This is a genomic window from Mesorhizobium sp. M1329 (assembly GCF_040318035.1).
Classification (GTDB): Bacteria; Pseudomonadota; Alphaproteobacteria; order Rhizobiales; family Rhizobiaceae; genus Mesorhizobium.
Genome location: NZ_JAMYLN010000016.1, coordinates 35,164 through 60,470 on the forward strand (window position 1 = coordinate 35,164; position 25,307 = coordinate 60,470).

A 25,307-nucleotide genomic window follows, 5' to 3' on the forward strand; every position below is an offset into this window, starting at 1 on the left:
ATCATTTGCCGGCCAGAATATCCCTGATCAGCCGCTGGCAGCGCTCCGCCATGAAATCGAGCAGCAGCCGCACCTTCGGATCCTGCAGCTTCTTATGCGGGTAGACGGCGGCGAACTGCACCGGCGTCGGCGGCGTGTTGCTCAGGATCACCTTCAGCCGGTGGTCGCGGATAAAGGGCTCGACCTCGAAGCGCGGCTTGTTGATGATGCCGCGGCCGGACAGCGCCCAGCCGGTCAGCACGTCGCCATCATCGGTATCGTAGGGGCCGTGCACCTCGAACTTTTGCGGGCCGTTCGGCGTCTGCAGCGTCCACACATATTCGCGCGCGCCGGAATAGCGCAGCATCAGGCAATCGTGTTTCTTGCCGATCAACTCCTGCGGCTCGGTCGGCTCGCCGCGCACTTCCAGATATTGCGGAGCCGCTACCAGCACGCGCTCGCATTCCATGATGCCGCGCATCCTGAGGCTGGAATCCTCGATGATGCCCAGCCGGAACGCAACGTCGATTCCTTCCTTCATGATATCGACATTGTGATCGGAAAGCCGGAGCCGCACCTCGATATCTGGGTACCTGTCGTGGAAATCCGGGATGCCGGATGCCACCAGCCGCCGCCCGAGGCCGAGCGGCGCTGTCACCTTTATGGTGCCGCGCGGCTGGCCGGATAACGCGCTCACCGCCGCTTCCGCCTCGGTGACCGCCTCCAGCACCTGCTTGGCGCCGGAGTAGAACACCGTGCCGTGCTCGGTCGGCATCAATTGCCGCGTCGTACGGTTGAACAGCCTGACGCCCAGGTGCTTCTCGAGCTCCTTGATCCGGTTGGAAGCGACCGCCGGCGAAATGCGCATGTCGCGCCCAGCCGCCGACAAATTGCCAAGTTCGACGACGCGGACAAAAACGGCGATGTTATCGAGATAGGCCATGCGGCTTCCGTGGCTCTCATGTGGCTGCGTATGATCAACCTAGTATTTTCCAATTTTTTTTGAAAGTCATCGTGCGTCTCGGCCCTTTCCGTTTGCGCTCCAGTCCGTAAAGTCAGTGGGTCGGCAGGGATGATTTTTCATGATGGATTTCGCGATATTCTGGGATTGGCTGAGTTTCGCCGTGCGCTGGCTGCACGTCGTCACCGGTATCGCCTGGATTGGGTCGTCCTTTTATTTCGTCGCGCTCGACCTCGGCCTGCGCCAGCGTCCGGGCATGCCCGCCGGAGCCTTCGGCGAGGAATGGCAGGTGCATGGCGGCGGCTTCTACCATGTGCAGAAATATCTGGTGGCACCGGCTGAAATGCCCGAGCACCTGACCTGGTTCAAATGGGAATCCTACGCCACCTGGCTGTCAGGCTTCGCCATGCTGTGCGTCGTCTACTATGCCGGGGCGGACCTGTTCCTGATCGATCCCAATGTGCTCGCCATGTCGGTGCCTACAGGCATCTTGCTGTCGCTGGCGACGATCGGCGTCGGCTGGGTGGTCTACGATCTCTTGTGCCGTTCGCCGCTCGGCAACAGCGACACCGGTCTGATGCTGGTGCTCTACGGCGTGCTGGTGTTCATGGCCTGGGGACTGACCCACTTGTTCACCGGCCGCGCCGCTTTCCTGCATCTTGGCGCCATCACCGCGACGATCATGTCGGCCAACGTTTTCATGGTCATCATCCCCAACCAGAAGATCGTCGTCGCCGACCTGATCGCCGGCCGTAAGCCAGATCCGAAATACGGCAAGATCGCCAAGCAGCGCTCGCTGCACAACAATTACCTGACGCTGCCGGTTTTGTTCCTGATGCTGTCGAACCATTATCCGCTGGCGTTCGGGACAGAGTTCAACTGGGTCATCGCCTCGCTGGTGTTCATCATCGGCGTGCTGATCCGGCACTATTTCAACACCAGGCATGCGCGCAAAGGCAATCCGACCTGGACCTGGCTGGCGGCCGCCGTCCTGTTCGTCGTCATCATCTGGCTGTCGACGGCACCGAAGCAGCTGACCGGCGAGGCGAAGGCGTCAGCGGCGGCCCAGGTCTACGTCGCCTCGGCGCATTTCCCTGCCGTGCGTGATACGGTGCTTGGCCGCTGTTCGATGTGCCACGCGGCGGAGCCGTCCTACGAGGGCATTTACCACGCGCCGAAGGGCGTGATGCTCGATACCAATGCCGGCATCGCCGAGCACGCCGGCGAGATCTACCTGCAGGCCGGACGCAGCCACGCCATGCCGCCCGCCAACGTCACCCAGATCACCGACAAGGAACGGGCGCTGCTGGTGGCATGGTTCGAAGGCGCGGGGAAATAGCATGACCAGCACGCTGCTGCGCGGCCGCACGCTGTCGTTTTTGCGCTGGCCCGAAACCATCGACGACTACTCCGCCTGGCGCTACGAGCAAGATGGCGGCTTGCTGCTCCGCGACGGCAGGATCGTTGCCGCGGGCGCCTATGCCGAGGTTGAGAAAAAGGCGGGCGAGGGAACAAAAAAGATCGACCACAGGCCGCATCTGCTGCTGCCCGGGTTCATCGATGCGCACGCGCATTTTCCGCAGATGCAGGTCATCGCTTCCTATGGCGCCGAGCTGCTCGACTGGCTGAACACCTACACCTTTCCGGAAGAGGCAAAATTCCAGAACGTCCAGCATGGCCGCCGTATCGCCAGGCTGTTCCTGGACGAAGTGTTGCGCCACGGCACGACGACGGTCGCGGCCTATTGCTCGGTGCACAAGGAATCGGCCGAAGCGTTCTTTGCCGAGTCGCACGACCGCAACATGCTCAACATCGCCGGCAAAGTGATGATGGACCGCAACGCACCGGAAGGCGTGCTCGACACGCCGCAATCGGGCTATGACGACAGCAAGGCGTTGATCGATGAGTGGCACGGCAACGGGCGCCAGCACTATGCCATCACGCCGCGCTTCGCCATCACTTCGTCGCCCGAGCAATTGGAGATGGCGGGCGCGCTCTGCCGCGAATATCCTGATCTGCACATGCAGACGCATCTGTCGGAAAACCACGCCGAGATCGCCTTCACGCAGCAGCTTCATCCGCAGGCGCGCGACTATACCGATGTCTATGAGCATTACGGGCTGCTCGGCCGCAGAAGCCTGTTCGGCCATTGCATTCATCTCTCGGAACGCGAGGCGGATGCGCTTTCCGATAGCGGTTCGGTGGCGGTGTTCTGCCCGACCTCCAACCTGTTTCTCGGCTCGGGCCTGTTCGATTATCAGCGCTATCGCCGCCGCGAGAAGCCGCTCCGCATCGCCGCCGCCACCGATGTCGGCGGTGGCACCAACTATTCGATGCTGCGCACCATGGACGAGGGCTACAAGGTGATCGCGTTGAACGGCGAGAAGCTCAATCCGTTCCAGTCGTTCTGGCAACTGACCCGCGGCAATGCCGAGGCGCTGTCGCTTGCGGAAAAGATCGGCACCCTGGAGGAAGGCAGCGACGCCGATATCATCGTGCTCGACGCCCGCGCCACGCCGGCGATGCGGCTGCGGGTGGAGACGGCAGACACGCTCGCCGAGGAATTGTTTCTGCTGCAGACGCTCGGCGACGACCGCGCCGTGCGCGAGGTCTATGTCGCCGGCTGCGCGGCCAAGACGGATATGGCGGTTTAGCCGTCATATGCGGCCGGCTTGACCGGGCGGCAGCCATCCGCCAAAGCAACAGGCGAGATTGACAGGGGAACGACATGGCCGTTGCGGACGACATCGCTCTGATCGAGAAACAGGAAGCCACGCTTGTCTTTTCGGCCTTCGATGAAGCCGTCGCTTTCAAGATCGGCTCGGCGATCCGCGATCGGGCTCTCAAGGAAAACCAGCCGATCATCGTCGATATCAGAACTTTCGACCGGCCGCTGTTCTATGCGGCAATGCCCGGCTCGAACGCTTCAAATCCCGATTGGGCGCGGCGCAAGATCAACGTGGTACGGCGGTTCCTGAAAAGCACCTACCGCATGGTGCTGGAGCAGCAGCGCCCCGACCGCAGCTTCAAGCCCGGCGAGGGACTGAACATTGCCGACTACGTGCTGGCCGGCGGCGGCTTTCCCATCACTGTCAAGGGCGCCGGCGTCATCGGCGTGATCGCCGTCTCGGGCCTGCCGGAGCGTGGGGACCATGGCGTGGTCGTCGATGCGCTTTGTGAGTATCTCGGCATAAATGCGCGCGAGCTGGCATTGCCGGCGGAAGCACAATGACAGAGATAGACCCCAAGCTCTTTCTCATTTCGATCTTCAACGCCGCCGTTGCCGCCGCCGATCCCCAGAGGACGATCAAGGATCATTTGCCGGCAAGGCCGAAGGGCCGGACCATCGTCATCGGTGCCGGAAAAGGCTCGGCGCAGATGGCGGCGGCTTTCGAGAAAATGTGGGACGGGCCGATCGAAGGGCTGGTCGTCACCCGCTACGGCTATGGCGCGGCCTGCCGGCGCATCGAGATCATCGAGGCGGCGCATCCTGTGCCGGATGCCGCGGGGCTCGAAGCTTCCCGACGGCTGCTCGAAAAAGTCCAGGGACTGACTGCGGACGACCTTGTCGTGGCGCTCATTTCCGGCGGCGGCTCGGCGCTGCTGCCGTCACCTGCCGAAGGTCTGACGCTGGCCGATGAGATCGCCGTCAACGAGGCGCTGCTCGCCTCCGGCGCGCCGATCGCCGCGATGAACACCATCCGCAAGCATGTTTCCACGATCAAGGGCGGCAGGCTGGCGGCCGCTGCCTATCCAGCCAGGGTGGTGTCGCTGGTGGTCTCCGACATTCCGGGCGATAACCCGGCGCTGGTCGCTTCTGGTCCGACCGTGCCGGATATAGGCAGCCGTGAGGACGCATTGGCGTCGATCGCTGCCTATGGCATGAGCCTGCCGGCTTCGGTCATGGCGCATATCAATTCGCCGGCGGCCGATGCACCGCGTCCGGACGACTCGCGTTTTTCGCGCAACGAGGTACATCTGATCGCCTCGGCCGGCGTATCGCTGGAAGCGGCTGCGGCCGAGGCCAGGCACCAAGGTATCGAAGCGGTCATCCTCTCCGATTCCATCGAGGGCGAGGCGCGTGAGGTCGGCGGCGTCCACGCCGCGATCGCGCGCGAAGTGGCGACGCGCAACCGGCCATTCGCAAAGCCGGTGTTGATCCTGTCGGGCGGCGAGACGACCGTGACCTTGCGCGCGAAAGGCAAGGGCGGCCGCAACTCTGAATTCCTGCTCGCCTTCGCCATCGGCATCAGCGGCATGGCGGGCGTCTACGCACTGGCCGCCGACACCGACGGCATAGACGGTTCGGAAGACAATGCCGGCGCCTTCGCCGACGGCTCGACAGTGTCGCGGATGCATAAGGCGGGCGTCGATGCCAAGGCCATGCTTGCCGGCAACAACGCCTGGACGGCATTCAATGCCGCAGATGACCTTTTCGTACCCGGTCCGACCGGCACGAACGTCAACGATCTCCGGGCGATATTGATCAAATAGTTCAGGCGGCCATCAGCTTTTTCACCGCTCTCATATCCTGCAGGAACCGCTCGCGTTCTGCCTGCTTGTCCGCCGGCTCGCGAATGCGCAGGATGAAGGACGGGTGGATGGTGACGAAGACACGCAAGCCATCGTCGCGCTCCACCACCGCTCCGCGCATCTTCATGATCGGCATCACCTTGCCGAGCAGCGCCTGCGCCGCCGTTGCGCCGAGCGCTACCGCCAGATTGGGCTTGATCAGATCGATCTCCTTGTCGAGCCACCAGCGGCAAGCCTGCACCTCGCCGGCGTTCGGCTTGGAGTGGATGCGCCGCTTGCCGCGCGGCTCGAACTTGAAATGCTTGACCGCGTTGGTGACGTAGACTTTCAGCCGGTCGACGCCGGCATCGTCCAGGATCGCGTCGAACACCTTGCCGGCCGGACCGACGAAAGGTTTGCCCGCCAGGTCCTCCTGGTCGCCCGGCTGTTCGCCGACGAAGATCACCTTAGCTTTGTCAGGGCCCTCACCGAACACGGTCTGCGTGGCGTCGTGCCATAGCGGACAGCGGCGGCAGATCTTGGCCGTTTCGCGCAGTTCAGGAATCGTCCTGGCGTCGATTTCTGTCGTTTCCGGGGATTTGCCGGTCGGCAAGCCTCTCGACTGCACCTTGGCGTGGTGCGGCGTGGGGGTCGTCTGCATCCTGGCGATCATGGCTGATGCGGCCTTGTCCGCTCCTGCAATCAGAACCGGAATGAGCGAAGCCCACCGAAGGTTCCGTTGAATTTATTCGGCGTGGCCAACGTGATGCCTACACCTCGTGCAGATAGAGGTGATAATCCAGTTCGCTGACCGTGCGCGCCACGCGCAGATATTCCGACTGCTTGATCGCCACGAACGTCCGGTGCAGGTCTTCGCCCAATGCACCCTTGAGGAAACTCGACGCCCTTGCCGCCTCGATCGCGGCACGCCAGTCGACCGGCATCGTCGTGCGCGTGACGGCCGATTCGTAGCCATTGCCGGTGGTTTCAGGACCGGGATCGAGGCCTTCGTCAAGGCCTTTGACGATGCCCGCCAGCACCGTTGCTGCCACCAAATAAGGATTCGCGTCGACGCCCGATGGCCGGTGCTCGATGCGGCGGTTCTTGGCATCGCCAGCCGGCACACGCAGCGCCACCGAACGGTTGTTGACGCCCCAGGTCGGCGCCACCGGCGCATAGGATTGCGAGACGAAACGCCGCCATGAGTTGGCGTGCGGCGCGAAGACCAGCATCGATTCCGCCATCGTCTGGATCAGTCCGCCGAGGCCGCGCAGCAGCGGCAGCGACCAGCTTTCGCCGCCGGCTTCGGCAAAGACGTTCTTGCCGGCATCGTCCAGCAGCGAGACATGAAAATGCATGCCAGAGCCGGCATACTTCTCGATCGGCTTGGCCATGAAGCAAGCGGTGACACCATGACGGCGCGCCTGCGCCCGCACCAGCCGCTTGAGCATGACGAGATCGTCGGCTGCCCGCATCACGTCCTTGCGGTAGTTGAGTGTCAGCTCGTACTGGCCGGGCGCATATTCCGAGATGACCGTCTCGGCCGGGATGCCCTGCACCTTGGCTGCGGCGTAGATGTCGGAAAACAGCGGCTCCATGCCGTGCAGATGGTCGACGGAATAGACCTCCGTCTTGGCCGAGCGGCGTCCGTCGAGTACCGCGTGCGCCGGCTGCACCTTGCCTTCGGCATCGCGCTCGTTGGCGAGCAGGAAGAATTCGAGCTCGAAGGCGCCGGCCGGATGCAGGCCCTTGGCCGCGAGGATGTCCACCTGGCGGGCGAGCGCCAGCCGCGGGTCGGACGACATCGGCTGGCCATCGAGATGGTACATCGCCATCAGGGCCTGGCCGCGCGGCGGCTGGGTGCCGAACAGCGGCACCAGTGTGCCGGGGATCGGCCACGCCCGCAGGTCGCCGTCGCCGGTCGCCCAGATCAGCCCGGTCTCGTGAACATCCTCGCCGGTGATGTCGAGGCCGAGGATCGAGATCGGCATGTGCCGGCCACTCTCGAAGATGCTCATCAACTCGTGCCGGCGCACGATCTTGCCGCGCCCGACGCCATTGGCGTCAGTCAGCACGATGTCGAACGCTTCGATCTCGGGATGAGCGTCGAGAAAGGCCTGCGCCTCGGCGGGCGTCGAGCCCGAAGGGGATGCCGTGACCAGGTTCAAACTTTGCTTGGGCGCTTGTTTCATGCCGCAAGCTTGTCTCACGCCGTAAGCTTTGCCGCAACCGCGCCGAAGGCAGTGATCAGCCGGTTCACCTGGGCGGTGCTGGTCGCAGGAGAGATCAGCATCATGTTGTGGAAGGGTGCGATCAGCACGCCGCGATTGACCAGCGCGACATGGATTGCCGCTTCGAGCTCCGGCACGTGCGCAACTTCCGCTTCGCCGCCGTTCCTCAGCGGGCCCGGCGCGCAGATGAACTCGACACGGGCACCGACGCGAGCAACATGCCAGGGCAGACGATGGCGATCGATGACGGCGGTCAGCCCGGCGTCGAGCCGCCGCGCCAGATGGTCCATATGGCTGTAGTTCGCGTCGGTCATGACGTATTCGAGCGTGGCGCGCATCGCTGCGAATTGCAGCGGATTGGCCGACAGCGTTGTCCCCATGCCGGAATATCCGGGCTCCTTCCGGCTGTCATAAGCGGCATAGCGGGCCGCAACGTCTTCGCTCATGCCCCAGACGCTCGCCGGTATGCCGCCGGCAATCGGCTTGCCGAGCACGAACAGGTCCGGCTCCAGCCCGTGTTTGCTGGTATAGCCGCCGGGACCGGTCGAGATCGTATGCGTCTCGTCGATTAGCAGCAGCGTGCCGGTCGCACGGGTGAGACGCCGCAAGCCATCGTGAAAGCCGGCTTCGGGCAGCACCATGCAGGAATTGGTCAGCACCGGCTCGGTGATGACGCAGGCGACATCGTTGCCGCGGAGCGCCGCGTCGAGCGCCGGCAGATCGTTGAACTCGACGACATCAGTCGCCCGCGTCAGGTCGCGGAACTCGCCGGCCAGGCCCGGTCGATTCACCGCTTTCCCGGCGACCAGCCGCACCATCGTCTCGTCGACCGAGCCATGATAGCAGCCGTTGAAGACCAGTATCTTCTCCCGGCCGGTAACGGCGCGGGCAACGCGCAGCGCGAAGCGGTTGGCATCGGTCGCCGTCGTCGCGATCTGCCACAACGGCAAACCGAAACGCTGCTGCAGCAGCGGCCCGATGACGAGCGCGTCCTCGGCAGGCAGCATGTAGGTCAGGCCGCGTCCGGCCTGCCTGCGGATGGCGCGTGCGACCGGCGGCGGCGAATGACCGAACATCGAACCGGTGTCGCCAAGGCAGAAATCGTCGAGCCGGTTGCCGTCGATATCGCTGATGACGGCGCCCCTGGCGCTATCGACGAGGATCGGGAACGGCGTCGGCCAGTCGTTCATCCAATGCATCGGCACGCCGCCGAAGAAGCCGGGCAGGCCATTGCCGATTTTCGCCATCGATTTCGGCCGCGCCCGGCGGAAGACTTCTGCCTCGACCGCGCGCAACTTGGCGATCCGCGCCGGGCCGATGCCGCCGATGGAAGTCTTTGCATGGTTGATGACGTTCATGGCGGCCCTCTCAGTCGCACTTTAGACAATCGGCGTCCGCCACCGCAATTGGCCGGGCGGCTGCCCTGTGTTGGGTCAGCGGTCATTTGAATGAAAACAGGCGCTTGACCACGAGCCGCCTTCGGGCGCCAATGGCACTTCGGCTGGAGGGGACAAGATGGTGCGGGCGATCGTCTGCGCAGTAATGCTGCTGTCGTCGGTTGGAGCGGCTCTGGCGTCCGGCGGCATCTGGTGTTCCGCCGAGGACGCAGCCGTCAAATTTCAGGTCGGTGCCGGGGTCACCAGAGGCATGGGCGGGCCGACCTTCAATTTTAGCGGCGAGCTCGAAATTCTGGGCAGGCCGGCTGCCGACAGTCTGCGCAAGACGGTGTTCGAGGATCAGAACCTCACGCAATATTGGCTCGACAACAAGGAATTGCGGCTGCTCGTCTACCACGAACGGCAGGTCGAAAATGCCTACGGCTATGTCGAACTGGCGATCCTGACCAAGGCCAGTGACGAAGGCGTCTATGACGGCCGCTATTTGCTCTCAATCTATGATGTTACGGCTGATGCCGAAAAGGACGGCAAACCGGATGAATTGACCGGCAAAGTATCTTGCGGAGCCGAGTAAGTAACAGGTTACGCCGAAATATCGATGACGCCGCAATCGCCCGCAGCGCTGCCGAAGGCGACGCGGCGCTCTTCCTTGTCCCACATCATCGAGGTGATGGCGCCCTTGCCCGGCCGGCGCAACAGCACTTCCCTGGCGTCGGCGAAGCGCACCGCCATCACCATGCCGTCATCATAGCCGATGGCAACGACGTCCTGGCTCGGGTGACAGGCGACGGAGGTGACCATCGCATTGCCGCGCGTGCCGAGTTCCAGCGGCGCCTTGCCCATCGGCCCGTCCTTGCCGGAAAACGGCCAGACGATCGCCGCTGGCGCGCCGGAACTCGCCAGCCATTTGCCCTTGGCGCTCCACGACAGGCTTTTGACCTTGCCGGGGTAGCCGGACATCCGCATGTGCTTGCCGTCGGCGAGCTTCCAGCCATGCAGCGCGTTTTCCTGCATTGTGGTGACGACGAAGCCGCCGTCCGGCGAGAAGGTGATGCCGGTGTGGGCGCCGGCCCATTCGAGCTCGACCGGCTTGCCGTCGGCGGCCGGGAAATGCAGCGTCGCGCCGTTGTAGCGGGCAACGCCGAAGCGCATGCCCTTGGGCGAGAAGGCAAGCCCCTCGACCGAGCGCGGATGCGAGAATTCCCTGGGTTTGCTGTCGGCAAAGCGCACATAGGCAATCTTGCCCGAAGCATAGGCAACAGCGCCTTGCGGCCCGGCGGCGACGCTGGTGATCCATTTTTTGCCCGCGGCCGCCAATTCCGCAGTATTGCCGCCTGCGGTCACGGCAAAGATCTTGCCGTCCTCACCACCGGTGATCAGCCGGTCGTTTGCCGCATCATGGAAGGCGGCGAGCATTCCGTCATTGGCCTGCACCGTCTTGTGGCCGTGGTCGAGCCGATGGATTGTGCCGTCAGCCAGCGCAAAATGCGGCACGTCACCGAGGAATACGGCGGCGAGGCAGTGGCCTTCGAGATCGAGCGGGGCGACTGTCGGCATGAGAGATCATTCCGTTTGAGATTTCTGCTGCCTCACCCTTAAGGGGTTGAGCTGCGGGTCTCAACCCGTGCTTCGGATCGTCGTGAGGAGAGACCGCCAGCGTTGCGGGCTGCTCCTTCTCTCACAAGGGGAGAAGGAAGAAAGGGCAGCTAAATCAAGCGGCCTGGCAGGCCTCGAAACTGTTCCTAAGCCGCTCGGCGTCGAGTTCGCGGCCGATGAACACCAGCCGGCTCTCGTGCTTCTCGCCGTCCTTCCAGGCGCGCTGGTGATCGCCCTCGATGATCATGTGCACGCCCTGGATGACATAGCGCTCTTCATCGCCCTTCAGCGCGATGATCCCTTTCAGCCGCAGGATGTTCGGGCCTTCCATCTGGGTGACCTTCTCGATCCACGGGAAGAACTTTTTCGGGTCCATCTCGCCGCCGCGCAGCGACACCGACTGCACGGTCACGTCATGGATGTCGGAAGCGTGCGCATGATGATGCCCGTCATGATCGTGGTGATCATGGCCGTCGTGATCATGGTGATGGTGGTCATGATCATGATCATGATGGTCGTGATCGTCATGCGCCTCGAGGAAGTGCGGATCGTTCTCCAGCGCCCGGGACAGGTCGAACGCACCGCGATCGAGCACCTCGGACAGCGCCACGCTGGCGCGTGTGGTGCGATGGATTCGTGCCGCCGGGTTGATGGCGCGGATCGTCGCCTCCACCTTGCTCAGCTCTTCGGGGGTGACCAGATCGGTCTTGTTGAGCACGACGACATCGGCAAAGGCGATCTGGTCCTCGGCCTCGCGGGAATCCTTCAGACGCAGCGGCAGGTGCTTGGCGTCGACCAGCGCCACCACCGCATCGAGCCTGGTCTTGGAACGCACGTCGTCGTCCATGAAGAAGGTTTGCGCTACCGGCACGGGATCGGCGAGGCCTGTGGTCTCGACGACGATGGCGTCGAAGCGGCCGGGTCTGCGCATCAGGCCTTCGACGACGCGGATCAGGTCGCCGCGCACCGTGCAGCAGACGCAGCCATTGTTCATCTCGTAGATTTCCTCGTCGGATTCCACGATCAGCTCGTTGTCGATGCCGATCTCGCCGAATTCATTGACGATGACGGCGTAGCGCTTGCCATGGTTTTCCGAAAGGATGCGGTTGAGCAGTGTCGTCTTGCCGGCGCCGAGATAGCCGGTGAGGACGGTTACGGGGATCTGCGTCTGTGCGTCGCTCATATTGTGCCTCGAATAGGGATTGTCGGCTCCATATAGGATGTGTGCTCGGCTTTTGCACGAGGCAAACCTGTGGGCCAAAGAGAGGCCGGTATTGCCGAACTTTCCTCACATTGCCGAACTTTCATTGGCGCGGGCTGGCGGTAGGGCCTAGATAGGCCGAGGATCATTACAGGGGCTGTTCGCACTGAAGAGGCGCCAGATGTCCGACAAGTCCTTGCCACTAAGCCGTCGGCAGGCGCTCCGCCTCGTTGCGGTTACCGCTGGCGGCATATTCCTGCCAGCCGGTGCAAGGGCCGGGCAGGTTTCGCCCTATGCCGGGCTTGCCTTGTTCGAAGCCGGTGCCGGCGTCTGCGCCATCACGCCCGAGGTCACCGAAGGGCCGTTCTATTTCGACCCGAAGCTTGAACGCACCGACGTCACCGAGGGCAAGAAAGGCATCGCCCTCAATGTGCGGCTGCAAATCGTCGACGCCGCCTGCCGGCCGCTTCCCGGCGCACGCGTCGATATCTGGCATTGCGACGCCCAGGGCGCCTATTCCGGCTATCCCGGACAGGGCGACGGGCAGGATATCGACACGTCCGGCCAGAGCTTTCTCCGCGGCTGGCAGAGAACCGATGAAAGCGGCATTGCTTCTTTCGCCACCATCTATCCCGGCTGGTATCGTGGCCGCACCACCCACATCCATTTCAAGATCTTCCCCGACGACCGCTCGGTGATGACCGGCCAGATGTTCTTCCCCGACAGCCTCAGCGAGCAGATATTCGCCACCGTCGCGCCCTATAAAGATCGCCCCGGCAAACGCGACACATCGAACGCGCGGGACGGCATTGCGCGGCAGGCCGGGCCGCTGTCGCAGGCGGCGCTGCGGGAAATGGCGGACGCCTTTCAGGCCTTGATGGTGGTCGCGGTGAAGGCCGTTGAGAACGCCTCGCCACGTCCCCATCCAGCCATTGCGGAAAGTCGTTTGTCATCTAACTGAAATAAACATCTGGCATTAGCCACGGCGAACACCGCGAAGCTTGCCGGCAAAGCTATTTTCCGAGCCGGAATGTTTTCGATCGTCATTGCCAATCGGCGGCCTGCTTCTATGCTGCCCGCACCGGTTCGGCCGAGGAGGGATGAGCATGGCCAAGGCGGACAAGACTGCAACAATGAGCCGGCTGCATTCGGCGGCGCGGCTGGCGCGCACGGCGCTCGCCGCCCGGCTTCTGGCGCATGGCTTCTATGCCGGCCAGGACCAGATCATGCTGGCGCTCGACCGCGAGGATGGGCAGACGCCCGGCAATCTTGCCGGCCGCCTCGGCGTGCGTCCGCCGACCATCACCAAGACCATCAACCGGCTGCAGGCGCAGGGCTTTCTGGAAAAGCGCGCCTCGTCCGCCGATGCCCGCCAGGCGCATATCTTCCTCACCGACACCGGCCGCGAAATCATCCACGCCATCGAGAAATCGGTGAAGAAGACCGAAAAGCAGGCATTGAAGGGTCTCGACAAGAAGGACCAGAAAGCGCTGTTCAAGCTGCTTGCCCGTGTAGAGGCGAACCTGTCGAACGGCGAAATGGTGCTCCCCGATGACGAACTGGATATCGAAGACAACATCCTTGAATAACTCACGCGTTCGCCACTGACGGCCGTCGCGTGAGTGCCGACCAGCGTCCCGGTGTGACGCCGAACGCCTTTTTGAAATGCCGATTGAAATGGCTTTGGTCACTGAAGCCGGCTGCGATGGCGATTTGCGCCAGTGGCTCGTCGGCTTCGATCATCCGACGGGCTCGTTGAAGCCGGCGCATCAGCAGGAACCGGTGCGGGCTGGTGGAGAAGGTGGCGCGGAAATGCCGCGACAGGGCATACCGGTCCAATCCGGTTATCGCCTCCAATTCATCCGAACGTACAATCCGCGCGACATTTTCCTCCAGATAGTCGCGCGCCAGGCTGGCGGCGCGCCACGCAGTTTTCGCTACCGGTTTCGCCGGCTGACCGGCGTGCCGGGCCAGGCTTTGCATAAGCTGCGTCATGAAATCGACGACAAACAGCTCGTCCAGTTCCTGATTCAGCGGCCCGAGCGCCGAAAGCAGCGTCGCCCGGAGATCGCGGTCTGTCACCACGGCATTCCCGACGAATGGCAGTGATCCGCCGCCGAGGCAATCGAGCATCAGGGACGGCTCCAAATACAGCATTCTGTACCGCAAACCATCTTCGGTGCCAGCACCGCCATCGTGCAGTTCGTCGGGATGAAGGATAATGATCTGGCCAGGCAGGCTCTGATGCGTTTGGCCGCGATAGCGGAAGCGCTGCACGCCATAAAGCGTCACCCCGATCGCATAGGTGTCGTGGCGATGGAGATCGAAGGCGTTGCCGTGGAACCGGGCCTCGATGCGTTCCATGCCGGCAGCACGGGGTGCCGGTACGATGCAGTTTTCGGCTGCATCCATGCACAAACGTCCAAGACCCTGAAAGGCTTCCCCGTCTAGATCGTGCGGCATCGCTTCTCTCGCAGCCTCGGATTGGCCCCCTTTTCGGATTGGAAACTGTCGCATGTTCGATACGAAATTTGCAATCGTGCTCAAGGATGACCTTCCCGTCTGGCAGAAGCTCAATGTCACCGCCTTTCTGACCAGCGGCATCGTCGCGCAATTTCCCGACATTATCGGCGACCCCTACCGTGATCGCGCCGGCAATATCTACAACCCGCTGTCGATCCAGCCGGTCATCGTGCTTTCGGCGGACGGCCAGACGCTCGGCGCGATTCAGCGGCGGGCGCTGGAGCGTGGTGTGACGGTCTCGCTCTATGTCGAGGAAATGTTTTCGACTGGGTATGATCTGGCCAACCGTGCCGTCTTTGCCGAATTTGCGCCGGAGGATGCCAAGGTGGTCGGCATCGCGCTTCGCGCCGAAAAGAAGCTCGTCGACAAGATCACCAAGGGCGCCCGCATGCACACCTGAGTCGTCGGCCACTGGGTCGGCCACCAAGAAACAAAAACTGAGCCTGTCGGCGGCTGTCGTTGTGCCAGCCCATTTTGGCTTGCCCGCAGGCGACAATTGCCGCATTGGTGAGGGACTGCCTTGCTTCCCGTCCGGCCTGAAATTGAATGCTCCCCCAAGACATGACGAAAGCGCGACATCGCCGGCGGCGATCCTGTGCATGCTTTCCGTCTACGTGTTTTTCACCTTCCTCGACACCAGCAGCAAATATCTTGTCCTGGCCGGCGTCTCGGCGCTGATCGTCGCCTGGACCCGCTTCGCGGTCCATGTGCTGATCGTCGGCGTCTTTCTGCGCGGATGGCGCGAGCCGCTGCGCTTTCGCCCCGCCAACCTGCCGGCGCATCTCACGCGCGGTCTGCTCCTGTTCGGATCGACGATATGCAACATTCTGGCGCTGCGGACGCTGCAGCTGGCGGAAACCACCTCGATCTACTTCTTCGGCCCGATGGTGATCACCGCGCTTGCCGGTCCGTTGCTCGGCGAATGGGCCGGCTGGCGGCGCTGGCTGGCGATCATGGGCGGCTTTGTCGGCGTCCTCATCATAACCCGGCCGGGCGTCGGCGTCTTTGGCGTCGGCCATCTCTTTGCGCTCGGCTCGATGCTGTCGAACAGTTTCTACGTCATCATGACGCGCCGCATGTCGGCCACGGAAACCTCGGAAAGCCTCATCCTGTTTTCGGCGCTGGCGCCGGCCGTGCTGCTGCTGCCGACACTGCCATTTTCGCTTTCGCTGCCACAGGATGGCTGGCACTGGTTCATATTGCTGATGCTGGGCGTCTTCGGCGCCCTTGGCCATTGGCTACTTGTGCAGGCCTATCGCCTTGCCACCACCACGGCCCTGGCCCCCTATCCCTATTCGCAGATGATCTGGATGATCGTCTCCGGCTTGATCGTTTTCAACCAGTTTCCCGATCGCTGGACACTGGCCGGTGCCACAGTGATCGTCGCCAGCGGCCTCTATATCGTCCACCGCGAGCGCCGGCTTCGCTTGCGCAACCGCGCGACGCTGGACGCGGAGGCGGAGGCGCTGGCAAAAAAACTTTGATTTGCTCGGGATCGATGGCATAAGAGCCGGCCTTTAAACAGTTTAAATTGCTTCGGGAGCGCAGGGCGCTGGCACAGAAGATCAAGCTTTCGACCATCGCGGATGCACTCGGCGTGTCCACGGCCACGGTCTCGCTGGCCTTGCGTGACAGCCCGCTGGTCGCCGGCGGCACCCGCGACCGCATCAAGGAACATGCCCGCGCCATCGGCTATATCTACAACCGCCGCGCCGCCAGCCTGCGCACCTCGCGCTCGGGCATTGTCGGCGTCGTCGTCCACGACATCATGAACCCGTTCTTTGCCGAGATATTGCGTTCGATCGAGAGCGAGCTCGACCGCAGCCGGCAAACCTTCATCCTGTCGAACCATTACGACCAGCTCGAGAAACAACGCACCTTCATCGACACGCTTCTGCAGCTCGGCGCTGACGGGGTCATCATGTCGCCGGCCATCGGCACGCCGCCCGAAGACATAATCATGGCCGAGGAGAACGGTCTCCCGGCAGTGCTGATTGCACGCACCGTCGAAGGTGCCGACGTGCCGGTGTTTCGCGGCGATGATGCCTATGGCACCGGGCTTGCTACCAATCATCTGATCTCGCTTGGCCACAAGCGCATCGCAATGATCGGCGGCACCGATCAGACGTCGACCGGCCGCGACCGCTATCAGGGATATGTCAACGCCATGGAGGCGGCGGGGCTTGAGGTCAGGCCATCCTGGCGCATCGCCGGCCCACGCACCAAGCAGGCGGGCTTCGAGGCTGCCGGGCAGTTCCTGGCGCTAAAGGACAGGCCGACCGCGGCCTGCTGCTGGAATGACCTCGTCGCCATCGGGCTGATGAACGGCATTGCGCGCGCCGGTCTGGTGCCGGGCATCGACATCTCCGTTACTGGCTATGACGACCTCGAGGAGGCGGCGATCGCGACACCGGCGCTGACCACGGTCTGGAACGGCCAGCGTGAGGTTGGCCGCCGGGCCGCCAGCGCGCTGCTCGACAAACTCAACGGACAGACGGTGCGGCCGTCGCAGGAACTGATCAAGCCGGAACTGCATGTGCGCCAGTCGACCGGCAAACCGGTGGAACGTGCATGACAAAAACCGAACAGCAAGCTGTCGCCATTCTGGTGCCGGGCCAGTTCAACGACCATGCGGTCGGCCGCATCGACGGGGCGTTCAGCCGCGTCCGGATCGAACGCGCCGATCCATCGCTGGTCACCGACGACATGCGCCGTACGGTGCGCGGCATAGCCGCCTTTGGCGGCATAAGCGCCGCGTTGATGGACGCGCTGCCAAAGCTCGAGATCATCGCCAATTTCGGCGTCGGCTATGATTCTGTCGATGTCCGCCACGCCGCACAGCGCGGCATCATGGTCACCAACACACCGGACGTCCTGACCGAGGAGGTTGCCGATACGGCGCTCGGCTTGTTGATCAACACCATCCGCGAACTGCCGCGCGCCGAGGCCTGGCTGCGCGACGGCAGTTGGCTGCGCAAAGGCAATTATCCGCTGAGCCGGCTGACCTTGCGCGGGCGCCATGTCGGTATCTTTGGCATGGGCCGCATCGGCCTCGCCATTGCCCGCCGGCTCGACGCTTTCGGGCTGCCCATCGCCTACCACAACCGGCGCCGCGTCGAAGGCCTGTCCTATGATTATCACCCGACGCTGAAAGGTCTCGCCGAGGCGGTCGACACACTGATCTCGGTGGCGCCCGGCGGGGCCTCGACGGAAAAGGCCGTCAATGCCGAAATCCTCTCGGCCCTTGGGCCGAACGGCGTCTTCGTCAATATCGGCCGGGGCAGTACGGTCGACGAACCAGCCCTTGCCGCCGCACTTGCCAGCGGCAGCATCGCCGCTGCCGGGCTAGATGTCTTTGCCGACGAGCCGAATGTGCCAGCGGCGTTGCTTGCCGCGCCCAACACCTCGCTTTTGCCGCATGTCGGCTCGGCCTCGCAGCACACCCGCCGCGCCATGGCGGACCTGTGCGTCGACAATCTGGTTTCGTGGTTTTCGCAGCGCAAGGCGCTGACGCCGGTGCCGGAGACGGCAAACGTCAAGGCGAGGCTGTGACCGCCATATTATTGTTAACTTCAGCTTAACCCTTGGGAATCATTCTGAGCCCTTCGCAGTGTATGTCCGCCTGACAGCACATGACAGCAAGATGAAGCGCGCCTCCCTGATCTCTTCGACCGCGGCGCGCTTGAAATGCGCGGAGAAACAGGATGAAGACGCTTCCTGCATTGATGGCAGTCGCTGTGCTGTTCGGCAGCGTCCAGCTGTTTTACGCCGGTAGCGGTGAAAGCCGTGCAGCCAGCGAGTCACCACCTTCATCCGGCAACTACAGGCTGGTAGCCCATGGCGACGAGGCGTCTTGTGCGGTCAGCCGCGGCGCCGAGATTTCGCACGGCCTGTCGCTGTTGACCGTCGCCGCAAATTGCCGCCGGGTGTTGCCCGGCGTCGAGCAGGCGAAGTTCTGGCGAGAGCAGGATGACGGCACGGTCACCTTCAGCGCCAACGGCACCGATCCGATCGTCATGTTCTCAGTCGCCGACGGCGATGGCTACGAATCCTACGCGCCGGCGCTACCGCTGCTGACGCTGGCGTCGGCCGGCAACTAACGAGCGCGGCAGGACTATTCCGCGGCTGCGCGCGCACCCGATTTCGCCGCCTGATGCAGGCGCACCGCATCGCCGAATACGCGAAATATCTTTACCGAGATGCTGTCCGATTTGACCCAGTATTCGGGATGCCACTGGACGCCGACGGCGAAAGCCCGTGCATCGCGCACCGAAACCGCCTCGACAGTGCCGTCGGCCGCGACCGCTTCGACCTGCAGCTTTGGGCCAAGCCGGTCGATGGCCTGGCGATGCACCGAATTGACCATGATGTCGCCGGCGCCGAAGACCCCGGCCAGGCAGCTGCCGGGTTTTATCGACACGCTCTGGCGGATGGCGAAGCGTTCGTCCTGATTGTCGCTTGCCGGCGCACGATGATCGAGCGAACCGGCGCGTTCCTGGATTTCGGTGGCCAGCGTGCCACCCAGCGCCACATTCATCTCCTGGATGCCGCGGCAGATGGCGAGCAACGGCACGCCGCGCTCCACCGCCCGGCGGATCAGCGGCAGCGTGGTGGCGTCGCGGGCGGGGTCGTAAGGACCATTGGCTTCGCTGGCGTCACCGCCATACAGCGAGGGATGAACGTTCGATTTGGAACCGGTGACCATGACGCCGTCGACTGCGGAAAGCAGTTCATCGAAGTCGAGCCGGTCGCCGAAGGACGGTACCAGCAGCGGGAACACGCCTGCCCCCGAAAGCGCCGCCTCAAGATATTGCTGCGGCGCGGCATGCCAGGTGTAATTGTCGAACTGGCGGACGTCGGTCGATATTGCGACGAGCGGCTGGTGCATTTGGTCCGGATCCCATCGGGTGCAACGAATTATCTGCCTGCAAAATAGGCGATCCGAAGGCGCATTTCCATGGCAAGTTTCGGCGTGTCGCGTAGCTAGTTAATCGACCTTAGACTATAGTTGCAAGATCTGCCCCAACGCCGTGAATTTCCCCGAAATGCGCCCCTCAAACCGGACTGCCGCGCTGGACTCGACTCCTTGCCTGTGTATTGTCGGCTCGAAGCCGATCCGGGCGCCGAAGTGTCCCGAATGTCGGTCAGTGGATCCAAAAGGGAGGAACTTCATGGATCGTCGTTCGTTCATCCGCAAGGCCGGCACCGCCGGCGTTGGCGCCGCGGCCGCTGCCGCGACACTTGCCGCGCCGGCCATCGCCCAGTCCAATCCGAAAGTGACCTGGCGGCTGGCGTCGTCCTTCCCGAAGTCGCTCGACACGATCTATGGCGGTGCCGAAGTGTTTTCCAAGATGCTGTCGGAGGCGACCGACGGCAACTTCCAGGTCCAGGTCTTTGCCGCCGGCGAACTCGTTCCCGGCCTGCAGGCCGCCGATGCCACCACTGCCGGCACAGTGGAGGCCTGCCATACGGTGGCATACTATTACTGGGGCAAGGACCCGACCTGGGCGCTGGGAGCGGCGGTTCCGTTCTCACTCAACGCGCGCGGCATCAACGCCTGGCACTATCATGGCGGCGGCATCGATCTGTTCAACGAGTTCCTGGCGACGCAGGGTTTGTTCGGACTGCCGGGCGGCAATACCGGCGTGCAGATGGGTGGCTGGTTCCGCAAGGAGATCAAAACGGTCGCCGACCTTTCCGGCCTCAAGATGCGTATCGGTGGTTTTGCCGGCAAAGTGGTGCAACGGCTCGGCGTGGTTCCGCAGCAGATCGCCGGTGGCGACATTTATCCGGCGCTGGAAAAAGGCACGATCGATGCCGCCGAATGGGTCGGCCCCTACGACGACGAGAAGCTCGGCTTCTACAAGGTTGCGCCCTATTACTACTATCCCGGCTGGTGGGAAGGTGGACCGACTGTCCATTTGATGTTCAACAAGGCGAAATACGACGAACTTTCGCCGGCTTACAAGTCGCTGGTGCATACTGCCGCTCAAGCGGCCGACGCCAACATGCTGCAGAAATACGACTATCTCAATCCGGCGGCGATTAAGCGGCTGGTTGCCGGCGGTGCCAAGTTGAGCCCATTCAGCCAGGAGATCATGGCCGCCTGTTTCGAAAAGGCCAACGAAGTCTATGCCGAGATGGAAGCCTCGAACGCGCCGTTCAAGAAGATCTGGGACTCGATCAAGGCGTTCCGCAAGGAGCATTATCTCTGGGCGCAGGTGGCCGAGTACAACTACGACACCTTCATGATGGTCCAGCAGCGCAACAGCAAGCTCTGAATCTTGCTGCTCTGCGGCGCCGGCGTTCCTTCGGGACGCTGGCGCCGCAGAGCATTCCGTTTGCGATCAGCCGGGCACCACCAGAACCTTGACCTCGCCCGGCGCAGGCGGATTGGCGATCACTGCAGCTGACTCTTCAAGCGTGACCTGCCGCGATATAAGCCGGTCTACCTCGATCGCCCCGGAGGCGATAAGATCGGCGGCCCGGCGATGGGTAAAGGGGTTGAGGAAGGAGCCCAGGACCTTCAACTCGCGGAACAGCAGGTCGAACGGTTCGAACGCCGCTTTCATGCGTTGCGGCATCACGCCGACGATGACAACGGTGCCGCCTGCTTTGGCCAGCCGCATCGACTGCTCAACAGTGTCTTTCACGCCGGCGCATTCGAACACCACGTCGACGCCGCCCGGCATCAAACCCGACCGGCCGACGATCGTGTCGGTGACGTCGGAAGCACTGGGATCGACCGTCGCCGTTGCGCCAAGTTGCTCGGCAAGAGCCCGCCGCGAGGCCTGACGCGTCGACAGGATGATGGTCGTCGCACCGGCGAGCTTTGCCAGCTGAACGGTGAGCAGGCCGATCACGCCGCCGCCGAGCACCGCGACCGACGAGCCTGGTTTGATCGCGGCAAGGTCCACGCCATGCAGGCAGCAACCGAGCGGCTCACAGAAAGCACCATGCGTAGGCTTCAGATCGCCTGGCAAGACGAAAGCCTGTTTCTGCGGCAAGGCAAGATATTCGGCAAAGCCGCCATCGCGATGGATACCGATGGCGCGCAAATTACCGCAGAGATTGACCCGGCCCGCCTGGCAATGCGCACAGCGCCCGCAGGCAATATTGGGGTCGCCGGTAACGCGGTCGCCGACGGAAAAGCCGGATACGGCAGGTCCGACCGCCTCGACGATGCCGGAGAATTCATGCCCGAGCGTCACTGGCGGCGTGCACGGGAATTCACCATGGAAAAGGTGCCGGTCGGTGCCGCAGACGCCGCACGCCTCGATGCGCACCAGCAGCTCGTCCGGCCCGACGGTCGGTTTCTCGACCTCGCACACGGCGAGGCCGCCCACTCGCTCCAACCGAACTGCCTTCATGGCCGCCGGGCCTTCCTCAGTTGAAACTCGGTGGTTGCGACAAATCGATTGCCGGCGCCGCCGGCTTCGCGGGCGGTTTTTCGTCGAAGCTCGGCGGCTGCGACAAATCCGGTGTGGAAGGTGAGGCCGGGGCAGTGCCGCCGTTGGCCGGCGGCGCGCCGAGCGGCGACAAGCCGATGCCAGGCGTCTCCGGCACCTGATAGTTGATGGTGCCCGGATCGACGACGGTGCCTTTGTAGTGCATCACCATCTGCGGGAAGGCGATGGTCAGGCCGATCATGATCACCTGGATACAGACGAAGGGCACCGCGCCCCAATAGATCTGCCCTGTGGTGACCGGCGCGATCTGCTTGCCGCTGAGCCGGTCGAGATAGGGCACGCGCGCGGCGACCGAGCGCAGATAAAACAGCGCGAAGCCGAAGGGCGGATGCATGAAGGAGGTCTGCATGTTGACGCCTAAAAGCACGCCGAACCAGATCAGGTCGATGCCGAGCTTATCGGCCGCCGGTGCCAAAAGCGGCACGATGATGAAGGCAAGCTCGAAAAAGTCGAGGAAGAAGGCGAGCACGAAGACGAGGATGTTGACGCCAATCAGGAAACCGACTTCACCGCCCGGCAGCGACGTCAACAGGTGCTCGACCCAGATGTGGCCATTGACCCCGTAGAAGGTCAGCGAGAACACCCGCGCGCCGATCAGGATGAACAGGACGAAGGACGACAGCCTGGTCGTCGAGGCCAGCGCCTGCTTGACCACGTCGAGCGACAGCCGCCCCTTCATCGCCGCCATTGCGAGCGCGCCGACGGCGCCCATGGCGCCGCCTTCGGTCGGCGTGGCGATGCCGAGGAAGATGGTGCCCAGCACCAGGAAGATCAGCGCCAGCGGCGGGATCAGCACGATGATCACCTGCTGTGCCAGTCTGGACATCAGGTTGATCTTCAGGCGCTGGTCGACGATCGCCACGACATAGATGAAGATGACGCCAATACTGGCGCCGAGAATATCGGCGTTGCCGCCATGGTTCGGCGCAAGATAGCGATACGCCGCATAGGAAACCACCACCGCCGCCAGCAGCGCCGCCAGCAGCGACAGCACGCCGTGACCCAGCGTGCGGGCCTCAAGCGGCAGGGCCGGCATCGACTTCGGCCGGAAGATCGACATGAGGAGAATGTAGAGCATGTAGATGCCGGTCAAAATGAGCCCGGGGATCAGCGCCCCCTTGTACATATCGCCGACCGAGCGGCCGAGCTGGTCGGCCAGCACGATCAGCACCAGCGACGGCGGGATGATCTGCGCGAGCGTCCCGGACGCGGCAATGACGCCGGATGCCAGCCGGCGGTCGTAGCCGTAGCGCAGCATGATCGGCAGCGAAATCAGACCCATGGCGATGACGGAAGCTGCCACCACGCCGGTCGTCGCGGCAAGCAGCGCGCCGACGAAAATCACGGCGTAGGCCAAGCCACCACGGACGGGTCCGAACAACTGGCCGATCGTGTCGAGCAGGTCTTCGGCCATGCCGGATCGTTCGAGCACGATGCCCATGAAGGTGAAGAACGGGATCGCCAGCAGCGTATCGTTCGACATCACCCGGCTGCCATAGAAATTATCCGGCAACGCGTGCAGCAACGGCCAGGCGAGATTGATCGAGCCGCCCGAATAGGGCGACAGAAGCACGCCGATGAAGAAGAACATCAGACCGTTGGCGGCGAGCGAGAAGGCGACGGGGTAGCCGATCAGCAGAAAGACGATCAGCGAGGCGAACATGATCGGCGCCATGTTCTGGGCGATGAACTCGATCACGAGCGCACCTCTTCGACGAGCGCCTTGGCTTCGAGTTCGGCCTGCTCATGCACCGATATGAACGGAGTGGGATCGTCCATCCGACCGCGCATGATGGCGATCTTCTTGATGATCTCGGAAATGCCCTGCAGCGCGAGCAGGAAAAAGCCGACCAGCAGGATCGCCTTCGCCGGCCAGATGATCAGCCCGCCGGAATTGTTCGACATCTCCCCGCTGCGATACGACAGCGACACATAGGGAACGAAATAGACCACCATCAACGTCACGAACGGCATCAGGAAGAAGACGTGACCGAAAAGGTCGATCCAGTGCTGCACGCGGCGCGAGAACATGCCGTAGACGATATCGATGCGGATATGGTCGTTCTGCTTCAGAGTGTAGGCGGCGGCCAGCATGAAGGCGGCGCCGAACAGATACCATTGCAATTCCAGCCAGGCGTTCGAGGACATGTCGAACACCTTGCGGATGACGGCGTTGGCGGCGCTTACCAGGATTGCCAGCAGGATCAGCCACGATACCCATTTGCCGATGAATTCGTTCAAACGGTCAATGGCTCTGGAAAGAGCGAGAAGCCCTGCCATGCATTCCTCCCTTGTGTCAGAGCACGCCGGTTCCCTGTCCGTCGCGTCGCTGTGGACCAACGGTATGCAGTGCGTGGTTCGGCGGGTCAACATGGGACAGCCCGCATAAACACGGTTGTGAGGTGACGCCCGGCAAAAATGCTACCGCGTCGTTTGCATGTCCAAGGACATGCGGCTCGTTCATCCAACCAAAGTCGGATGCGGCTCAGGCGATCTTCTGTTGGTCGCGGCCGGAGCCGATCAGCACAAGCATGGCGACGAGGAACAGGTACATCCAGCCGTCCCGCCATTCGAGCGGGAAATAGCCGGCCCATAGCGATTCGGCCATGCCGAAGGCGGCTGCGCCCAGTGCCGCCCGCAAAGGCGAGAGATAGCCGCCCACTGCGGTCACGAACAGGATTTTCAACCCGTAGACCAAACCTGTGCCGAAGCTGATGTTGCCGTAGTAGAAGGCGGCGAGCACGCCAGCCAGTGCTGCGCAAAGGCCGCCGAAAAGCACCGCACGCCGAAACACCGCGCGGACATCGACACCGCACATCGCAGCGGCCTTGGGATCGTCGGATACGGCACGCCAGCTTCGGCCGAAGCTGGAATGTGTGAACCCCCACGCAGCCAGCGCAATAGCCGCCAGCACGGCGGCGCAATCGAGCAACTGGATCAGCGTCAACGTCGCCTTGAAGCTGGCATTCTGCGCGAAGACGATGGTCTGGGCCAGCATTGGCGGCAACCATAGGTCATGGGTATCGGCGGCGATGCGGCTGGCTTCCGACAAGACCAGCAATATGCCGAGCGTCGTCACCACGATGGCGTTGGGCGAGCGGTCGGCCAGCGGTTCGAAGATGCTTCGCGACAGGACATGGCTGAGCAGCGCCGCATAAAGGAATGCCGCAGCTACGCCGAGCGCGACCGATGCAAACAGCGTCAGCCACAGCGCCTGATAGCCGAACGCCGCGGTGAGGATCATCGTATGCCCGCAAAAGGCGAACAGCGCGCCATAGGCAAGATTGGTACGGTGCAGGATGCCGTTGGTCAGCACGTAGCCGAAGGCAAGCAATGCGTAGAGCGCGCCCGAATGCAGCCCGTTCAGAACCTGCTGGAAGAAATAGAGCATGCAAGACCCTCGATGCATGCCCCGCAATCGGGGCGGGGGTTTGGGGC

25 protein-coding genes are annotated in these 25,307 nt (G+C 63.0%); 13 read left to right on the forward strand and 12 right to left on the reverse strand.

Annotated elements, in window-relative coordinates; all coding sequences use genetic code 11:
- Position 1: 1 nt before the first annotated feature.
- Positions 2 to 922: a LysR family transcriptional regulator gene (locus tag NKH21_RS17735; RefSeq protein ID WP_352667454.1), complete on the reverse strand. Its 921-nt coding sequence runs from the start codon at positions 920 to 922 to the stop codon at positions 2 to 4.
- Positions 923 to 1,061: 139 nt separating this feature from the next.
- On the opposite strand from NKH21_RS17735, the gene NKH21_RS17740 reads away from it, so the two are divergent.
- The 4 genes from NKH21_RS17740 to NKH21_RS17755 all read left to right on the forward strand — a co-directional run bounded on the left by NKH21_RS17740 (position 1,062) and on the right by NKH21_RS17755 (position 5,434).
- Positions 1,062 to 2,279, forward strand: a complete 1,218-nt coding sequence (locus NKH21_RS17740; protein ID WP_352866508.1) for a urate hydroxylase PuuD — start codon at positions 1,062 to 1,064, stop codon at positions 2,277 to 2,279.
- A 1-nt stretch (position 2,280) separates the two neighbouring features.
- Positions 2,281 to 3,594: a guanine deaminase gene (gene guaD / locus NKH21_RS17745; protein WP_352866510.1), complete on the forward strand. Its 1,314-nt coding sequence runs from the start codon at positions 2,281 to 2,283 to the stop codon at positions 3,592 to 3,594.
- Between the two features lie 74 nt (positions 3,595 to 3,668).
- Positions 3,669 to 4,172, forward strand: a complete 504-nt coding sequence (locus NKH21_RS17750) for a heme-degrading domain-containing protein (RefSeq protein WP_352866512.1) — start codon at positions 3,669 to 3,671, stop codon at positions 4,170 to 4,172.
- Entirely contained in the window at positions 4,169 to 5,434 is a 1,266-nt protein-coding gene (locus NKH21_RS17755) for a glycerate kinase type-2 family protein (RefSeq protein WP_352866516.1), read from the forward strand. The genes NKH21_RS17750 and NKH21_RS17755 overlap by 4 nt, the downstream gene beginning before the upstream one ends.
- A gap of 1 nt (position 5,435) precedes the next feature.
- On the opposite strand, the gene NKH21_RS17760 is transcribed toward NKH21_RS17755, so the two are convergent.
- The 3 genes from NKH21_RS17760 to NKH21_RS17770 all read right to left on the reverse strand — a co-directional run bounded on the left by NKH21_RS17760 (position 5,436) and on the right by NKH21_RS17770 (position 9,041).
- Entirely contained in the window at positions 5,436 to 6,158 is a 723-nt protein-coding gene (locus NKH21_RS17760) for a UdgX family uracil-DNA binding protein (protein WP_352866670.1), read from the reverse strand.
- Between the two features lie 64 nt (positions 6,159 to 6,222).
- Positions 6,223 to 7,644 carry a glutamine synthetase family protein gene (locus NKH21_RS17765; RefSeq protein ID WP_352866519.1) on the reverse strand — a complete coding sequence of 474 codons (1,422 nt, stop codon included), beginning with the start codon at positions 7,642 to 7,644 and terminating at the stop codon, positions 6,223 to 6,225.
- 14 nt (positions 7,645 to 7,658) lie between these two features.
- Entirely contained in the window at positions 7,659 to 9,041 is a 1,383-nt protein-coding gene (locus NKH21_RS17770) for an aspartate aminotransferase family protein (protein ID WP_352866522.1), read from the reverse strand.
- A 157-nt stretch (positions 9,042 to 9,198) separates the two neighbouring features.
- Between NKH21_RS17770 and NKH21_RS17775 the strand changes: the two genes are divergently transcribed.
- Entirely contained in the window at positions 9,199 to 9,654 is a 456-nt protein-coding gene (locus NKH21_RS17775) for a hypothetical protein (protein ID WP_352667475.1), read from the forward strand.
- Between the two features lie 8 nt (positions 9,655 to 9,662).
- Here NKH21_RS17775 and NKH21_RS17780 read toward each other — a convergent pair whose 3' ends face one another.
- Both NKH21_RS17780 and NKH21_RS17785 read right to left on the reverse strand, forming a co-directional pair.
- Entirely contained in the window at positions 9,663 to 10,637 is a 975-nt protein-coding gene (locus tag NKH21_RS17780) for a WD40 repeat domain-containing protein (protein WP_352866525.1), read from the reverse strand.
- Between the two features lie 154 nt (positions 10,638 to 10,791).
- Positions 10,792 to 11,859 (reverse strand): CobW family GTP-binding protein, encoded by a 1,068-nt coding sequence (locus NKH21_RS17785; RefSeq protein ID WP_352667481.1) that lies wholly within the window; start codon positions 11,857 to 11,859, stop codon positions 10,792 to 10,794.
- Positions 11,860 to 12,058: 199 nt separating this feature from the next.
- On the opposite strand from NKH21_RS17785, the gene NKH21_RS17790 reads away from it, so the two are divergent.
- Positions 12,059 to 12,838: an intradiol ring-cleavage dioxygenase gene (locus NKH21_RS17790; RefSeq protein WP_352866528.1), complete on the forward strand. Its 780-nt coding sequence runs from the start codon at positions 12,059 to 12,061 to the stop codon at positions 12,836 to 12,838.
- 145 nt (positions 12,839 to 12,983) lie between these two features.
- Complete coding sequence (locus tag NKH21_RS17795; RefSeq protein WP_352866531.1) at positions 12,984 to 13,466, forward strand: MarR family winged helix-turn-helix transcriptional regulator; 483 nt, start codon at positions 12,984 to 12,986, stop codon at positions 13,464 to 13,466.
- A 1-nt stretch (position 13,467) separates the two neighbouring features.
- On the opposite strand, the gene NKH21_RS17800 is transcribed toward NKH21_RS17795, so the two are convergent.
- Complete coding sequence (locus NKH21_RS17800) at positions 13,468 to 14,340, reverse strand: AraC family transcriptional regulator (protein WP_352866672.1); 873 nt, start codon at positions 14,338 to 14,340, stop codon at positions 13,468 to 13,470.
- Positions 14,341 to 14,392: 52 nt separating this feature from the next.
- Between NKH21_RS17800 and NKH21_RS17805 the strand changes: the two genes are divergently transcribed.
- The 5 genes from NKH21_RS17805 (at position 14,393) to NKH21_RS17825 (ending at position 18,500) form a co-directional block, all read left to right on the forward strand.
- Positions 14,393 to 14,800, forward strand: a complete 408-nt coding sequence (locus NKH21_RS17805) for a DUF2000 family protein (RefSeq protein WP_352667492.1) — start codon at positions 14,393 to 14,395, stop codon at positions 14,798 to 14,800.
- Positions 14,801 to 14,999: 199 nt separating this feature from the next.
- The gene (locus tag NKH21_RS17810) at positions 15,000 to 15,884 is read left to right on the forward strand and encodes a DMT family transporter (RefSeq protein ID WP_352866534.1); all 885 of its coding nucleotides are present in this window, start codon (positions 15,000 to 15,002) and stop codon (positions 15,882 to 15,884) included.
- Between the two features lie 68 nt (positions 15,885 to 15,952).
- Positions 15,953 to 16,975 carry a LacI family DNA-binding transcriptional regulator gene (locus NKH21_RS17815; RefSeq protein WP_023676245.1) on the forward strand — a complete coding sequence of 341 codons (1,023 nt, stop codon included), beginning with the start codon at positions 15,953 to 15,955 and terminating at the stop codon, positions 16,973 to 16,975.
- Positions 16,972 to 17,952 (forward strand): 2-hydroxyacid dehydrogenase, encoded by a 981-nt coding sequence (locus tag NKH21_RS17820; RefSeq protein WP_352866536.1) that lies wholly within the window; start codon positions 16,972 to 16,974, stop codon positions 17,950 to 17,952. The genes NKH21_RS17815 and NKH21_RS17820 overlap by 4 nt, the downstream gene beginning before the upstream one ends.
- Positions 17,953 to 18,104: 152 nt before the next feature.
- Positions 18,105 to 18,500 carry a hypothetical protein gene (locus tag NKH21_RS17825; protein ID WP_352866538.1) on the forward strand — a complete coding sequence of 132 codons (396 nt, stop codon included), beginning with the start codon at positions 18,105 to 18,107 and terminating at the stop codon, positions 18,498 to 18,500.
- Between the two features lie 14 nt (positions 18,501 to 18,514).
- On the opposite strand, the gene NKH21_RS17830 is transcribed toward NKH21_RS17825, so the two are convergent.
- Positions 18,515 to 19,288: a gamma-glutamyl-gamma-aminobutyrate hydrolase family protein gene (locus NKH21_RS17830; protein WP_352866540.1), complete on the reverse strand. Its 774-nt coding sequence runs from the start codon at positions 19,286 to 19,288 to the stop codon at positions 18,515 to 18,517.
- A gap of 283 nt (positions 19,289 to 19,571) precedes the next feature.
- Between NKH21_RS17830 and NKH21_RS17835 the strand changes: the two genes are divergently transcribed.
- Positions 19,572 to 20,681: a TRAP transporter substrate-binding protein gene (locus NKH21_RS17835; RefSeq protein ID WP_352667505.1), complete on the forward strand. Its 1,110-nt coding sequence runs from the start codon at positions 19,572 to 19,574 to the stop codon at positions 20,679 to 20,681.
- 66 nt (positions 20,682 to 20,747) lie between these two features.
- On the opposite strand, the gene NKH21_RS17840 is transcribed toward NKH21_RS17835, so the two are convergent.
- The 4 genes from NKH21_RS17840 to NKH21_RS17855 all read right to left on the reverse strand — a co-directional run bounded on the left by NKH21_RS17840 (position 20,748) and on the right by NKH21_RS17855 (position 25,260).
- Entirely contained in the window at positions 20,748 to 21,770 is a 1,023-nt protein-coding gene (locus tag NKH21_RS17840) for a zinc-dependent alcohol dehydrogenase family protein (RefSeq protein WP_352866543.1), read from the reverse strand.
- A 16-nt stretch (positions 21,771 to 21,786) separates the two neighbouring features.
- A complete protein-coding gene (locus NKH21_RS17845) occupies positions 21,787 to 23,565 on the reverse strand; it encodes a TRAP transporter large permease (protein WP_352866675.1) in 1,779 nt (592 codons plus the stop codon).
- Complete coding sequence (locus NKH21_RS17850) at positions 23,565 to 24,149, reverse strand: TRAP transporter small permease subunit (RefSeq protein ID WP_352667510.1); 585 nt, start codon at positions 24,147 to 24,149, stop codon at positions 23,565 to 23,567. Before NKH21_RS17850 ends, NKH21_RS17845 begins: the two co-directional genes overlap by 1 nt.
- A 205-nt stretch (positions 24,150 to 24,354) precedes the next feature.
- Positions 24,355 to 25,260: a branched-chain amino acid ABC transporter permease gene (locus NKH21_RS17855; protein WP_292658326.1), complete on the reverse strand. Its 906-nt coding sequence runs from the start codon at positions 25,258 to 25,260 to the stop codon at positions 24,355 to 24,357.
- Between the last annotated feature and the right edge of the window lie 47 nt (positions 25,261 to 25,307).

Excerpts from the sequence above, each read along its gene's own strand:
- NKH21_RS17820 (WP_352866536.1), top strand. The coding sequence starts at position 16,972 with ATGACAAAAACCGAACAGCAAGCTGTCGCCATTCTGGTGCCGGGCCAG.
- NKH21_RS17770 (WP_352866522.1), bottom strand. The coding sequence starts at position 9,041 with ATGAACGTCATCAACCATGCAAAGACTTCCATCGGCGGCATCGGCCCG.
- NKH21_RS17755 (WP_352866516.1), top strand. The coding sequence starts at position 4,169 with ATGACAGAGATAGACCCCAAGCTCTTTCTCATTTCGATCTTCAACGCC.
- NKH21_RS17805 (WP_352667492.1), top strand. The coding sequence starts at position 14,393 with ATGTTCGATACGAAATTTGCAATCGTGCTCAAGGATGACCTTCCCGTC.
- NKH21_RS17810 (WP_352866534.1), top strand. The coding sequence starts at position 15,000 with ATGCTTTCCGTCTACGTGTTTTTCACCTTCCTCGACACCAGCAGCAAA.
- NKH21_RS17795 (WP_352866531.1), top strand. The coding sequence starts at position 12,984 with ATGGCCAAGGCGGACAAGACTGCAACAATGAGCCGGCTGCATTCGGCG.
- NKH21_RS17850 (WP_352667510.1), bottom strand. The coding sequence starts at position 24,149 with ATGGCAGGGCTTCTCGCTCTTTCCAGAGCCATTGACCGTTTGAACGAA.
- NKH21_RS17835 (WP_352667505.1), top strand. The coding sequence starts at position 19,572 with ATGGATCGTCGTTCGTTCATCCGCAAGGCCGGCACCGCCGGCGTTGGC.
- NKH21_RS17800 (WP_352866672.1), bottom strand. The coding sequence starts at position 14,340 with ATGCCGCACGATCTAGACGGGGAAGCCTTTCAGGGTCTTGGACGTTTG.
- NKH21_RS17775 (WP_352667475.1), top strand. The coding sequence starts at position 9,199 with ATGGTGCGGGCGATCGTCTGCGCAGTAATGCTGCTGTCGTCGGTTGGA.
- NKH21_RS17840 (WP_352866543.1), bottom strand. The coding sequence starts at position 21,770 with ATGAAGGCAGTTCGGTTGGAGCGAGTGGGCGGCCTCGCCGTGTGCGAG.
- NKH21_RS17740 (WP_352866508.1), top strand. The coding sequence starts at position 1,062 with ATGATGGATTTCGCGATATTCTGGGATTGGCTGAGTTTCGCCGTGCGC.
- NKH21_RS17825 (WP_352866538.1), top strand. The coding sequence starts at position 18,105 with ATGAAGACGCTTCCTGCATTGATGGCAGTCGCTGTGCTGTTCGGCAGC.
- guaD (WP_352866510.1), top strand. The coding sequence starts at position 2,281 with ATGACCAGCACGCTGCTGCGCGGCCGCACGCTGTCGTTTTTGCGCTGG.
- NKH21_RS17735 (WP_352667454.1), bottom strand. The coding sequence starts at position 922 with ATGGCCTATCTCGATAACATCGCCGTTTTTGTCCGCGTCGTCGAACTT.
- NKH21_RS17780 (WP_352866525.1), bottom strand. The coding sequence starts at position 10,637 with ATGCCGACAGTCGCCCCGCTCGATCTCGAAGGCCACTGCCTCGCCGCC.
- NKH21_RS17785 (WP_352667481.1), bottom strand. The coding sequence starts at position 11,859 with ATGAGCGACGCACAGACGCAGATCCCCGTAACCGTCCTCACCGGCTAT.
- NKH21_RS17790 (WP_352866528.1), top strand. The coding sequence starts at position 12,059 with ATGTCCGACAAGTCCTTGCCACTAAGCCGTCGGCAGGCGCTCCGCCTC.
- NKH21_RS17830 (WP_352866540.1), bottom strand. The coding sequence starts at position 19,288 with ATGCACCAGCCGCTCGTCGCAATATCGACCGACGTCCGCCAGTTCGAC.
- NKH21_RS17855 (WP_292658326.1), bottom strand. The coding sequence starts at position 25,260 with ATGCTCTATTTCTTCCAGCAGGTTCTGAACGGGCTGCATTCGGGCGCG.
- NKH21_RS17750 (WP_352866512.1), top strand. The coding sequence starts at position 3,669 with ATGGCCGTTGCGGACGACATCGCTCTGATCGAGAAACAGGAAGCCACG.
- NKH21_RS17765 (WP_352866519.1), bottom strand. The coding sequence starts at position 7,644 with ATGAAACAAGCGCCCAAGCAAAGTTTGAACCTGGTCACGGCATCCCCT.